Consider the following 12,127-nt stretch of genomic DNA (forward strand, 5'->3'; position numbering starts at 1 on the left):
CTCTTCCTCGTTTCACCTGAGGTGCATTGCGATCAGCATCCTTCGCTGATGCTTCAGTCGCCTCCAACCGGGGGACTGTACACGGCGATCAATTTGTGCCAATGAGGTAAGCCCTAGCCTCGATCAAAAGGTAGTACCGGCTCACGCTTCCCACCCCCGTAGAGCCCGGACTCATTGCCACTTTTGAGAATTTTCACCCGCAAGCCGTGAATGCTTTCGTCGTATTGAGTTAAAGTCTCCCCCGCTCACCAAAAAGGTGAGTCGGGCCTGAGAACCCGGGATCTTGTCGCGGCCTGAAGGCCGCTGTAAACCGCTACTGGTGCAGCGGCCTTCGTCGTTCGTGCATGCTTTTTGGCGGCTCGGATGGGAGGTCGCAAGACCTGCCGGCTTTTCGCGAGAAGATCCCCGGTTCTCAGCCCGTTCGGGCCGCCGCCACTCTGCACACTCTGCCTGCCGTGGCGGCGGCTGTTCAACCACGAACAGGAAAGAAGAAGAGGGGAGTGGCCGCATGACGACCAAGCAACAGAAGCTCGCCGTGTTGATCGACGCGGAGAACGTTTCCCACACGCTGATCCGTTCCATCCTGTTGCGCGCCGCCTGTTATGGCTCGCTTATCGTCAAGCGCGCGTTTGCCGATTGGTCGCGGCCCGGCATGCGGCGCTTCAAGACCGTGCTGCACCACCACGCCATCGAGCCGGTGCATCTCTTCTCCTACACCCCTGGCAAGAACGCGGCCGACATCACGCTGTGCCTGAACGCGATGGACCTGGTGAACACGGGGCAGTTCGATGGCGTGTGCCTGGTGTCGTCCGACAGCGACCTCACGCCGCTGGCGTTCTGCCTGCGGCGCGAGGGGGTGCGGGTGTATGGCTTTGGCGCGCGGCAGACGCCGCGTGCGTTTGTGGCGGCGTGCAGCAGCTTCATCTACACGGATTCGATCGAAGCGGCGGGATGAAGCGCTGCTATGGGTCCTGTGTGACATAGCGAACAGAGTTGTCGCCCACAAGCGCGCAGGATGGGTTCTTCCCGTTCACTTTCAGGAGACCACCATGGCGAAGTGCGAAGCCTGCGGCAACGACTATGACAAGTCGTTCGAAGTTGTCATGCAGGGAAAAACCCATACGTTCGACAGTTTTGAATGCGCGATCTTTGCGCTGGCGCCCGCCTGCACCCGTTGCGGCGTGCGCATCGTCGGCCACGGGCTGGAAAAAGACGGTCAGATGTTCTGTTGCAACCACTGCGCCGAACACATGGGGATCGAGGAGCTGCGGGACCGCGCTTGAGCGGCTTGCAGCACATTTTTTTCACCATCGTCCAAGGAGAGAACCATGCAACTGTTGAAAGAAGTGATGAGCCGCAATGTAAAGGTCATCAGCCCCGACACGTCCATCAGAGAGGCCGCGAAGCTGATGCTGGATGAAGGTTTCGGGATGATGCCGGTGGGCGAGAACGATCGCATGATTGGCGCGATCTCGGATCGCGACATCGTCATTCGCGCCGTGGCCGAAGGCAAGGACTGCGACACCCAAGTTCGCGATGTCATGTCGGAAGGCATTGCCTGGGCGTATGAGAACGACACCGTGGCCAGGGGCGCAAGCATCATGAGCGAGAACCAGATCCGGCGTCTTCCTGTGGTGGATCGAGACAAGCGACTGGTGGGCATCGTTTCGCTGGGTGACTTTGCCGTCGAAGCAGACGACATCGAACCTGCGGCTGACGCACTGGTTGACATTTCCCGCTCCTGAGGCGGATTCGTCAAAGCAAGCGGCAAACCACAGGAAAGCAAGCTCAGTTCGGCGAGTCTTGCGAAGTTCAGCCCTGAAGCCGCCCAGGCGCTGCAGTGGCCGCCTGTATCGCCGCCGCACATTCCGAAACCAGCTGGGCGGTGGAGTAAGGCTTCAGCACCCAACGGGAGCCTGGGGGCAGCCTTCTTTGCTCGGGCGGATGCGCGCCACTGGCAAACACCACACCAAGGCCTGGCCTGGCCAGCAGCGCCAGGCGTGCAAGTTCGGCGCCGTCCATGTCGGGCAGTCCCAGGTCCAGCACCAGGGCGTCGAAATGCCCGGTTCCTTTGAGGGCGCGCAACGCGTCTGCGGCGGTGGCGGCTTCCTCTACCTCATGCCCCATGTCACGGAAGTGCTCGGCGGCCACGGTGCGTATGGCTTCCTCGTCCTCCACCATCAGAACCTTGAAGCGTGTCGGTGATTCCACTTCAGCGGGTATCGCCGGCTTCTCCGTTGCCTGCGAGCGTTGCGCGGCGTTGCGAAGCAGGTGCCGAATGCGGCGCGCCAGAGCTTCCCGTGAATACGGTTTGGAGAGCAGGTCAACGCCTTCGTCCAGTCGGCCGCCGTGGACGATGGAGTTCTCGGTGTAGCCGGAGGTGAAGAGCACGGCGATGCCGGGCAGGCGTTGCTTGGCGATGCGCGCCAGCTCCGGGCTGCGCAGGCGGCCGGGCATCATCACGTCGGTGAACAGCACATCGATGGACACGCCGCTCTCGATGACCGTGAGCGCGCTGTCTGCATTCCGGGCCCGCAGCACCCGATAGCCCAGATCGGCCAGGATGGCCACGGCCGTTTCGCGCACATCTTCGTCGTCTTCCACCACGAGCACCGTCTCGGTACCTCCGACAACCTGTCCTTCCGGAGCCACAGGCGTCGTCGTGTTCTCCACGTGCAGGGATCGCGGGAGGTACAGCTTGACGGTGGTTCCTTCTCCCAGCTCGCTGTAGATGACCACGTGCCCACCCGACTGCTTGACGAAGCCATACACCATCGACAGGCCAAGCCCTGTGCCCTTGCCTTCGGGCTTGGTGCTGAAGAAGGGCTCGAAAGCCCGTTCAATCACATCGGGCGGCATGCCCGTTCCGGTGTCCGTCACGGCGATCATCACGTACTGCCCAGGGCGCACATCGTCGTGCTGCCTGCAGTAGTCGGCATCCAGATAGGCGTTGCCCGCCTCGATGGTGAGCTTGCCGCGACCCTCCATCGCGTCGCGTGCGTTGATGGCCAGATTGAGGACGGCGTTCTCGACCTGGCTCGGATCGATCGAGGTGTTCCACAGGCCGCCGGAAACAATGGTCTCTATCTCGATGCTTTCGCCCAAAGTGCGCCGAAGCATTTCTTCCAGCCCGCGGATGAAGCGGCCCACGTTGACCACTTTGGGCTCCAGCGGCTGCCGGCGTCCAAACGACAGCAGTTGCGATGCCAGCTTGGCCCCTCGCTCCACACCCCGGAGCGCGGATTCCACACGTGAGGTCGCGACCGGATTGCCCTTGGTGTGGATGGAGAGGATCTGCAGGTTGGCGCTGATGACCTGCAATGAGTTGTTGAAGTCGTGGGCCACGCCACCCGTCAGCGCACCCAGCGCTTCCATCTTCTGCGCCCGCTGCAAGGCCCTCTCTGCGCGGTGGAGTTCCTCGCTTTCATGCTTGAGGCGCTGCAGTGCCTGCTCCAGCTCCGAGGTTCGGGCCTGCACATGGCTCTCCAGCGTGGCGTTCAGTTGCCGCAGCGCGTGTTCGGCGTCTTTCTGGTGCGTCACGTCGTAGCCGTCGACAAAGATCCCTTCGACGCGGCCGGCCACCCAAACAGGCTGGTACATGAGATGGACGAATCGCTCCACCGGCGCCGAGTCGGGTGTGCGCTGGATGCGGACCTCCATCGCTTCGCCGACGAAGGCCTCGCCGGTGGCATAGACCTTGTCAAGAAGTTCGAAGTAGCCCTGGCCGTCCACCTCCGGCAGTGCCTCGCGCACCGGCAGGCCAATCAAGGGCCGGGCACCCACCAGATTCAGGTAGGCGTCGTTGGCGAGTTCGAAGACGTGGTTGGGTCCCGAGAGCAGGGCCATGAAGCTCGGCGCCTGCTTGAACATGGCACGCAGGCGGTCCCGCTCTTCGGTTCGCGCAACCACCTCCCTGACCAACTGCCAGCGCGCCATGATCTGACCCGCGAAGAGCTTCAGGTAGCTGGCGTAGTCGTCGTCGAAGGGTCGGAACGGGTTCAGTCCCACCACCAGCGCGGCGGTGGGGCGGTCATGCCCGGGTTGTGAAAGCGCGATGACGACCGCTTCGGTGGCCGGCATCCCCCAGGCGCCGCTGGGCAGACCCTCCGGGGCCTTCACGGTGAACTGGTTGACGTCCCCGCCCAAGGCGTCCAGCCGCCAGACGGACCTGGGTTCCAGAACGGCGCCGCCCAGTTCTTCGTACAGCGGCGTCGGCGCACCCGTTTCATCGAGTTGGTAGAGCGCGCTGAACAGAATGTCCCGGTCTGCCTTGGCCGCCGCACGCGACACGGCCTGGAAAAGGGTGTCGAGCTGTTCCGCCCCGGCGATGGACGACGCCAGCGAACCCAGCGATTCCAGCCGCCGCTCGCTGATCACCCGATCCGTCTCTTCGCTCACGGCGCAGAAGATGCCCTCCACCTTGCCATCGTCGCCGCTGAGCGGGCTGTACGAGAACGTGTGGTAGGTCTCTTCCGGATAGCCATGGCGATGAAGAATCAGGAGCAGCGCCCGGTCCCACGTCGACTCACCTTGCTCGTACACCAGGCGCAACCTGGGCGCTACGTCTTCCCATATCTCCGCATACAACTTCTGCGTGGGCACGCCCAATGCATTGGGATGCTTTTTGCCCAGGGTGGGCCGATAGGCGTCGTTGTAGAGAAAGGCAATGTCGGGACCCCATCCCACCCACATCTCGAACTTGGAGGTGAGCAGAATGTTCACCGCACTCCGCAGCGTGAGCGGCCAGCCGGCCGGGTCTCCCAGCGTTGTGGAGCCCCAGTCGTGGCTTCGCATGAGCTTCGCCATGTCGCTGTTGCCAACGAATATGCTGGCGAGCAAGTCTTGAGCGCTTTGCGTGTCTTTCATGGTGGTTTGCCGCTGGGGGTGGAGGCCGAACCCTGCATTCTGCATGGGACGCCCGGTCTGGCTCGGAGCGTCGTCCTGTTTAATCAAAGCTAACGACGGAGACCCTGACATGACGCCCTCTAATCCCCCACCACGCCGCTTCTCGATGATCCGCGGCTTTCATCTGGCCGACTTCATCACACTGGGCAATGCCGCCTGCGGCGTGTTGTCGGTGTTCCTGGCCATGATGTACATGGCCAGCGGCTCGCTCGCGCACTTTCTGCTGTCGGCCGCCATGACGCCGCTGGCCTTCGTCTTCGATGTCTTCGACGGCAAGGTGGCGCGCTGGCGCCACCAGCATTCGCCGCTGGGCCGCGAGCTCGATTCACTGGCCGACGTCATCTCCTTCGGGGTCGGCCCGGCAGCGCTGGGCTTTGCCGCAGGGCTCCAGGGTGGGTGGGACATCGCCATCCTCTGCTACTTCGTCTGCTGCGGCGTCAGCCGGTTGGCGCGCTTCAACGTCACCGCCGAACAACTGACCACCGACGCGGGGAAGGTGGCCTACTTTGAAGGCACGCCGATCCCCACCAGCGTGGTCCTGACGGCGGTGCTGTCATGGGCCGCCTGGCAGGGTGCGCTGGGTGCGCAACTGTGGGGCGGGGTGTGGCAGCTCGGGCCCTGGCAGCTGCATCCCATGAGCCTGCTGTTCGCGCTGTCGGGTACGGCCATGATCAGCAAGACCCTGCGCATCCCCAAGTTCTGAAGGAGGCAGGATGAACCCCTACACCGCCTGTGCAACGGGCGTCATCCTGCTGTTGACCCTGATCCCGCTCTCGCACAGCAAGGTCTGGTGGGTGCGCTCGCTGGACTTTCCGCGTCTGCAGCTGTGCGCGATGACGGCTGCGTTGCTGGTGGTGGATCTGCTCGTGGCGTTCGGCGAGGGGTGGCAGGCGTGGCTGGTGCCCTTGGCCGCGGCGGGATGTCTCGCGTACCACGCGTGGTGGATCATTCCTTACACCCGCTGGTTTCCGAAAGAGGTGAAATCCGCTGCGGCGGCAGACGGGGGAGAACCGCTTCTGGTGCTGGTTTCCAACGTGCTCATGTCCAATCACAACACCCAGGCTCTGCTGGACCTGGTGTTGGAGCACCGCCCGCATGTGCTGGTGACGCTGGAATCGGACGCCCGGTGGCAAGAGCAACTGGACACCCTGAAGGCCGACTACCCCTACACCATCCAGTGCCCGTTGGACAACCGTTACGGCATGCACGTGTATGCCCGGTTGCCGCTGGAAGACAGCCACGTGGAATTTCTGTTGGAGGACGACGTTCCGTCGATGCGGACCCGCATCCGCATGCCCAACGGCCAGGTCGTGCAGGCGCACTTCGTACACCCCGAGCCGCCGGCACCAACCGAAAAGGACAGCTCCAGACCGCGTGACGCCGAACTGATGACAGTGGCACGGCGCGTGGCTGACTTGACCGAACCGGTGCTGGTCACCGGGGACCTCAACGACGTGGCGTGGTCGCGCACCACGCGCCAGTTTCGCAAGCAGAGCCATTTGCTGGACCCGCGCGTGGGACGCGGGATGTACAACACGTTCCACGCGGGGCACTGGTTCCTGCGCTGGCCGCTGGACCACATCTTCCACAGCAACCACTTCACGCTGCGCATCATCAGGCGCCTGCCCTCCATCGGATCGGACCATTTCCCGCTGCTGACAGAACTGGTGCTGCACCCCCGACCGCAGAGCGACCAGGAGGCGCTGGGCGAAGACGCCTAGGTGGATGGCTTACGGTCTTCGCCGTCATCAGGCTCGTCGGTTTCTTCCGTCTCGTCGGTTTCATCCTCCAGCGGGTCGCCGGCCTCGGCTTCGTCCACGAACGCCAGGTCAGGGTCTTCTTCGGCATCTGCGTCTGCATCCGCCACACCGGGCGTGAACACGCGGTCCACGCCGATGTCCCAGCCGTCCTGCTTGCCGCTGTCGCCGCCCGCGCTGCGGCTTTCGCCCGTGCCGGTGGCATCGCTAGCGGAGGTCAGGGCGTCGGGCGGCAGCAGGCTGGCGCCGCCCAGTTCGTCCCGCGCCGCCACATCGGTCGCCAGGCCGGGGTCGCCGCCTTCGCTGTCCTCGATGCCCATCATGTCGCTGCCGCTGTCGGAGTTGTCGCCGGGGCCGAGGGACGCTGTGTCGCGGCCGGCGGGTTCGGCGGGTGCCGGGCTCACGCCCTGAATGCTGCTCTTTGCCATGGTCGTACCTTCCTGGTGGGTGGGTGGTTCCATGGAAGGGCAGTTGGCGTGCCCGGTCGCGGCTGGCACGCGTGGGGAGCGCCTCACGTCATTTTTTGCCAGCGTCTTCCAGCAGGGTCTGCGTGATGGCGCGGCCGATCTGTTCGAACGCGGGGCCGGCCTCGCGGTGCTCGTCCAGCTCTTCGGCACAGGTGGCCACCACGATGGCCGCGCGCGCCCCGTCCTGCGGGTTGATCACGCCCATGTGGCAGGCGCGGTTCAGTTGGGTGCCGGTCTTGTGGATGAAGCGCGCCGTGCGCGGCAGGCCGGCTTCGAGCCGGTAGGCGTCGTAGGTTTCAAACTTCAGGTCGGCCATCAGGCGTTGCAGGTGCTGGGGGTTCACCAGCTTGCCGGTCACCATCTGCTCCAGCATGTTGCCGTAGGCGGACAGGGGCGCGCTGTTGAACTGTCGGGCGTAGTAGCGCGTGTAGGCCTCGTCCATGGTCTTGGCGCGCAGTTCGCTTTTGGGGATGGAGAGGGTGCGCACCAGTGCGTCCACCCGCTTGGGTCCGTTCGTCTGGGCGGCCACCTGCACCAGCTGGATGTTGGTCAGCTCGCGGGCCTTGGGGTGCAGTTCGCCATACACGTCCCGGCGCACGGCGGTGAAGGTGGTGAGGCGGTTGAAACCGTTGGTGCCCAGGTACTGGCGGGCGCGCTGGTTCAGCGTGTCTTCGCCCACGGTGCGGATCAGCATGTTGGCGGCGGTGTTGTCGCTCTCCATCAGCATGCGCTTGAGCAGCGCTTCCACGGTGTAGGTGGTGCCGCTCTTCTGCCACACGACGTTGCCCGAGCCGTCCACCTTGTCGGTCTCCTGCAGCGTCACCTTTTGTGCCAGGTTCAGCTTGCCCGCCTCGGCTTGCTGCAGCACGGCCAGGGCCACGGGCAGCTTGGTGGTGGAACCCAGGTACCACGGGCGGTCGGCCTGGTAGGCCAGGGTCTCGCCGTTGTCCAGCCGCTTGATGTACACGCCCAGTTGGCCGGGCGTGGCTTTGTCGATGCGCTCGATCTGCTGGCGCAGCGCGTCGCTCCAGGCCGCGCTTTTCTGGGCGTGGGCAGCCAGGCTAGCGGTCGTCAGGGCCAGCGCGAGACACAGCGTTCGCAGCCGCAAGGCATGTGGGGTCATGGGGTCTTCCATCGGTCAGCAGGCCAGACTTGCAGATCGCCGTGCCCACGTCCTTGAGGGCACGGTCCGAACGCCCGATGAGCATTTCACCGCGCGTGCAGGCCACCACGATAACGCGTTGGTCGCGCCCGAGTCGCGGCACGCTGATCAATCCCGAGTCGCACGTTCGCGCGCGCTGGGTGCCGGTCTTGTGCGCGAATTTCACGTTGGCCGGCAGGCCGGCGCGGATGCGCTGCTTGCCCGTCTGCACCCGCTCCATCACCCGCAGCAGATACGCGGTGTGGCCCGCATTGAGCACCCGGCCTTCGGCCAGTTGCTGCAGCATGTCGGCATAGGCGTCGAGCCGGCCGGAATTGAGGCCGCTGGCGTAGTAGGCCTCGAACGCATCGCCCACGCTGGGCATCTGAAACGACGCGGCGGGCACGCGCAGCAGCGTGGCCAGGGCCTGCAGCCGGTCGGCATCGGTGCGCTGCTGCTTGATCAGCAGAAAGTCGTGCCCGCTCAGGTGCGCCGCTTCGCTGGTGAGGTGGCCATAGGCGTGCCGGCGCACGTCGGCCAGCGTGGTGATGCGCTCGAAGCCCTGCGGCACCAGCTCCTGCACCAGCGCGTTTACCGCACGCAGGCCCACCAGTTCGATGAGCATGTCGCTGGCGGTGTTGTCGCTGTAGATGATCATCTGCTCGATCAGGTAGCGCACGCTCAGCGGTGTGCCCACGGCTCTGGAATTGGTGGCGCCGGCGCCGTCCACATAGTCGGCAGCGCGCAGGCGCAGGGTGGTGTCCAGCGTGAAGTCGCCGCGCTCCACCGCGCGCAGCACGGCCAGCGCCACCGGCACCTTCACGGTGGAGGCCAGGTACCAGGTCTCGTCAGCGCGGTGCGACACGGAAACGCCGGTCTCCAGGTCGCGCACGTGGATGCCCAGGCCCGCCGTGTGCCGCGCGGCCACGCGGGCCAGTTCGGCCTGCAGCTGCTCGGCCCATGCGGGGGCAGGTGCCAGTGACGGCGCCTGCTGAGCGCTCGCTGCAGCAGCCCCACTGGCCAGGGCGCCGGCCAAGGCCAGCCGCGCGGCAAGGCACGCAAGGCGGATCCGCCGGCCGCTCAGATAAGCAATGACAAACCTCATGAGCCTCGACCGTACTACGAGCGGCCAGGTCAGGCTGTATCTGTATGTTTTTGCTGACCTGCGTTCATGCCCGCAGAAGCGCCTGCACGCGCTGGGTGAAGGTGCTCAGTTCGAAGGGCTTGGTCATGACCTGCATGCCTTGTGGCAACTCGCCCAGGCCGATGGCGGAGCTTTCGGCGTATCCGGTCACGAAGAGCACGCGCTGTTCCGGGTTGAGGGCGCGCGCCGCATCGGCCACGTGCCTGCCGCTCATGCCGCCGGGCAGGCCCACGTCCGTGACCAGCAGGGCAATGGATCGATCGGCGTGCAGCGCTTCCACCGCTCGCTGGCCATCGGCTGCCTGCAACACGCGGTACCCCAGCTCCATCAGCACTTCCGACATCAACTCGCGCATCGCCGATTCGTCGTCGACGACCAGAATGGTTTCGCCCACGCCTTGTTGCTCCACGCCGGGCTGCCGATGCTCCGTCTCATCGAGCGTGCCTTCATCGCCGTCGTGGCGCGGCAGGTACATGAACACCGTGGTCCCCGCGCCCACCTCCGACTGGATGTGGGCCTGCCCACCTGACTGGCGCGCGAAGCCGTACACCATCGACAACCCCAGCCCGGTGCCCACGCCCAGCGGCTTGGTGGTGAAGAAGGGGTCGAAGGCGCGCGCGATCACGCCCGGCGCCATGCCGGTGCCGCTGTCGCGCACGGAGATGGACACATAGGGGCCGGGCGGCACATCCAGCTCTCTTGCAAAACGGTCGTCCAGCGTGCGGTTCTCGGTTTCGATCACGACCTTGCCGCCATCCGGCATGGCGTCCCTGGCGTTGATGCACAGGTTCAGCAGCGCATTTTCCAGTTGTCCCGGATCCGCGTGGATGGGCCAGGTGCCGATGCTGGCCACCACCTCCAGCCCGATCTGCGGACCCATAGTGCGGCGCACCAGATCTTCAAACCCCCCGATCAGGCGGTTGACTTGAACCACCTTCGGTTCGAGCGTCTGCTGCCGGGAAAACGCCAGCAGCCGGTGGGTGAGCGCAGCGGCGCGCCGGGTGGCGTTCTGGCCGATGTCGACGTACCGTCCCAAGCCGGCCTCATCCGGCAGTTTTCGCTTGAGCAGCTCCAGGCTGTTGCTGATGGCCGCCAGCAGGTTGTTGAAGTCGTGCGCCAGGCCACCGGTCAGTTGTCCCACCGCCTCCATTTTCTGGGCTTGCCGCAACGCGGCTTCCGTTCTCATGAGCTCCCGGCTTCGCTCCTCCACCTTGCGCTCCAGCGAATCCGCCAGAGCCTGAAGGTTCTGCTCGGCGCGTCGACGCTCCACGGCTTGCTGAGTGCGCTGCGCCACGTCGCGAATCAGGCTCAGTTCGTGTTCGGTCCATTGCCGGGCACTGGCGTGGTTGAGGTACAGGAGAGCAACCAGGCCCTTGTTTTCACTGACGGGGATGTTGATCACCGCCTGGGCGCTGATGGCAATCAGCGCATCGGCTGTGCTGGCCGTTCTCGGATCCTGGCGGGCGTCCGAAAAGACCACCGACTCGCCGCGCTTCAGGTCTTCGATGTAGCTGCCGTAGTCCCGAAAATGCAGTGTGCCGGCCAGGGAGGCAATGCCGGGGGCGTTCCAGTCCCGTTCGATGGTGATCGTTTCTTTCTGGTTGTCGACCAGCCCGAAGCCGGCACGGCTCACGTCGAGCGCGCGACCCAGGGATTCGGCTGCGCGGTAGGCGATCTCGGCGGGATCGTGCACCGCGCTGTAGACGTCGCGCTCGAGCGATTCCAGCAATTCGCTGCGCCGTTGCGCCAGCATCACGTCTGTGATGTCCTGGGAGATGCCCGACATGAACGCCGGTTGGCCCAGCGCGTTGCGTTCCAGTCGACCGACGATCCTGACCCAGGCCAGTTGTCCGTCGGGACGGACGACGCGGTATTCGATGCGGTAGTCCTCGCCCGTGCGCACGGTGTGCTCCACGGCGGCACGCATGCGCGGCTGGTCATCCGGGTGCACGGCCTCCTGCAGTTCCCGGTAGGAAAACGGCATGTTTTCATCGCGACCGAAATTGCGCTTGCAGTGGGGGGAGGCGAACAACTCCGCGTTGGACAGCTCGAGCTGCCAGACGCCCAGCTCGCCGGCGTCGGTGGCCGCTCGCAATCGGGATTCAGCGGTCTCGATTTCCCGCACCCGGTCCGCCAGTTCCACCGTCAACGCGGCATTGGAGGTTTCAAGGCCGACCAGGCGCTCACGCTCAAGGGTGACGTCGACCTGGCTAGCAAAGAAGTACGCCACTTCTCCGTCGGCGCCGCGCACCGGGCCGAGCAACAGCCGGTTCCAGAACGGTTCACCGTTCTTGCGGTAATTCCTCAGATCGACCTGGATCGATCTTCGGTCCGCAACCGCCTCGCGAATCTGGCTCACCGCCTCGGGGTCGGTGTCCGGCCCCTGCAGGAAACGGCAATTGCGGCCCACGATTTCCTTGCGCGCGTAGCCCGTGAGCCGGCAGAAGGAGTCGTTGACGAACACGATGGGGTTGTCGGGCTGGCGGGGGTCGGTAATGACCATGGGCATCCGGGTGGCGCGCACGGCAGCCACGAACGGGTCGGTTCCATCATCCAGTCCTGCGAGGCGCAGGTCCTCGCTCGCAGTGCCTCTGTTCAGTGGCATATTCATCAGTACCTCTTCACGCCTGTACAGTTCGCGGGAAGGGTACTACGGGGCGTGACGGCGAAAATTCGCGCGTGCACACCGTCTGTGGTTTATCGAACAGTGCGC

At 64.8% G+C, this 12,127-nt stretch carries 10 protein-coding genes; 5 read left to right on the plus strand and 5 right to left on the minus strand.

Annotated features, from left to right (window positions below; translation table 11 throughout):
- Nucleotides 1–508: 508 nt before the first annotated feature.
- The 3 genes from ACTIEY_RS06610 to ACTIEY_RS06620 all read left to right on the plus strand — a co-directional run bounded on the left by ACTIEY_RS06610 (nt 509) and on the right by ACTIEY_RS06620 (nt 1,745).
- A complete protein-coding gene (locus ACTIEY_RS06610) occupies nt 509–955 on the plus strand; it encodes an NYN domain-containing protein (protein ID WP_439518326.1) in 447 nt (148 codons plus the stop codon).
- Nucleotides 956–1,049: 94 nt separating this feature from the next.
- The gene (locus ACTIEY_RS06615; RefSeq protein WP_439518327.1) at nt 1,050–1,283 is read left to right on the plus strand and encodes a hypothetical protein; all 234 of its coding nucleotides are present in this window, start codon (nt 1,050–1,052) and stop codon (nt 1,281–1,283) included.
- Nucleotides 1,284–1,328: 45 nt separating this feature from the next.
- Entirely contained in the window at nt 1,329–1,745 is a 417-nt protein-coding gene (locus tag ACTIEY_RS06620) for a CBS domain-containing protein (RefSeq protein WP_439518328.1), read from the plus strand.
- A gap of 67 nt (nt 1,746–1,812) precedes the next feature.
- On the opposite strand, the gene ACTIEY_RS06625 is transcribed toward ACTIEY_RS06620, so the two are convergent.
- Nucleotides 1,813–4,866, minus strand: a complete 3,054-nt coding sequence (locus ACTIEY_RS06625) for a response regulator (RefSeq protein WP_439518329.1) — start codon at nt 4,864–4,866, stop codon at nt 1,813–1,815.
- 109 nt (nt 4,867–4,975) lie between these two features.
- Here ACTIEY_RS06625 and ACTIEY_RS06630 point away from each other — a divergent pair, with 109 nt between their 5' ends.
- Nucleotides 4,976–5,608 (plus strand): CDP-alcohol phosphatidyltransferase family protein, encoded by a 633-nt coding sequence (locus ACTIEY_RS06630; protein ID WP_439518330.1) that lies wholly within the window; start codon nt 4,976–4,978, stop codon nt 5,606–5,608.
- Nucleotides 5,609–5,618: 10 nt separating this feature from the next.
- Nucleotides 5,619–6,626 (plus strand): endonuclease/exonuclease/phosphatase family protein, encoded by a 1,008-nt coding sequence (locus ACTIEY_RS06635; RefSeq protein WP_439518331.1) that lies wholly within the window; start codon nt 5,619–5,621, stop codon nt 6,624–6,626.
- Here the strand turns inward: ACTIEY_RS06635 and ACTIEY_RS06640 are convergent.
- The 4 genes from ACTIEY_RS06640 to ACTIEY_RS06655 all read right to left on the minus strand — a co-directional run bounded on the left by ACTIEY_RS06640 (nt 6,623) and on the right by ACTIEY_RS06655 (nt 12,019).
- A complete protein-coding gene (locus tag ACTIEY_RS06640; RefSeq protein WP_439518332.1) occupies nt 6,623–7,090 on the minus strand; it encodes a hypothetical protein in 468 nt (155 codons plus the stop codon). The genes ACTIEY_RS06635 and ACTIEY_RS06640 overlap by 4 nt on opposite strands.
- Nucleotides 7,091–7,178: 88 nt before the next feature.
- On the minus strand, nt 7,179–8,252 hold the full coding sequence (locus ACTIEY_RS06645) for a serine hydrolase (RefSeq protein WP_439518333.1): 1,074 nt from the start codon (nt 8,250–8,252) through the stop codon (nt 7,179–7,181).
- The gene (locus tag ACTIEY_RS06650) at nt 8,191–9,375 is read right to left on the minus strand and encodes a serine hydrolase (RefSeq protein ID WP_439518334.1); all 1,185 of its coding nucleotides are present in this window, start codon (nt 9,373–9,375) and stop codon (nt 8,191–8,193) included. Before ACTIEY_RS06650 ends, ACTIEY_RS06645 begins: the two co-directional genes overlap by 62 nt.
- A 64-nt stretch (nt 9,376–9,439) precedes the next feature.
- Nucleotides 9,440–12,019: a PAS domain-containing protein gene (locus ACTIEY_RS06655; RefSeq protein WP_439518335.1), complete on the minus strand. Its 2,580-nt coding sequence runs from the start codon at nt 12,017–12,019 to the stop codon at nt 9,440–9,442.
- Nucleotides 12,020–12,127 lie beyond the last annotated feature (108 nt).

Source organism: Hydrogenophaga sp. (genome assembly GCF_051858985.1).
GTDB lineage: Bacteria > Pseudomonadota > Gammaproteobacteria > Burkholderiales > Burkholderiaceae_C > Hydrogenophaga.

Bases quoted from the DNA above. Each gene is read 5' to 3' on its own strand.
- ACTIEY_RS06610 (WP_439518326.1), top strand. From the start codon at position 509: ATGACGACCAAGCAACAGAAGCTCGCCGTGTTGATCGACGCGGAGAAC.
- ACTIEY_RS06615 (WP_439518327.1), top strand. From the start codon at position 1,050: ATGGCGAAGTGCGAAGCCTGCGGCAACGACTATGACAAGTCGTTCGAA.
- ACTIEY_RS06620 (WP_439518328.1), top strand. From the start codon at position 1,329: ATGCAACTGTTGAAAGAAGTGATGAGCCGCAATGTAAAGGTCATCAGC.
- ACTIEY_RS06625 (WP_439518329.1), bottom strand. From the start codon at position 4,866: ATGAAAGACACGCAAAGCGCTCAAGACTTGCTCGCCAGCATATTCGTT.
- ACTIEY_RS06630 (WP_439518330.1), top strand. From the start codon at position 4,976: ATGACGCCCTCTAATCCCCCACCACGCCGCTTCTCGATGATCCGCGGC.
- ACTIEY_RS06635 (WP_439518331.1), top strand. From the start codon at position 5,619: ATGAACCCCTACACCGCCTGTGCAACGGGCGTCATCCTGCTGTTGACC.
- ACTIEY_RS06640 (WP_439518332.1), bottom strand. From the start codon at position 7,090: ATGGCAAAGAGCAGCATTCAGGGCGTGAGCCCGGCACCCGCCGAACCC.
- ACTIEY_RS06645 (WP_439518333.1), bottom strand. From the start codon at position 8,252: ATGACCCCACATGCCTTGCGGCTGCGAACGCTGTGTCTCGCGCTGGCC.
- ACTIEY_RS06650 (WP_439518334.1), bottom strand. From the start codon at position 9,375: ATGAGGTTTGTCATTGCTTATCTGAGCGGCCGGCGGATCCGCCTTGCG.
- ACTIEY_RS06655 (WP_439518335.1), bottom strand. From the start codon at position 12,019: ATGCCACTGAACAGAGGCACTGCGAGCGAGGACCTGCGCCTCGCAGGA.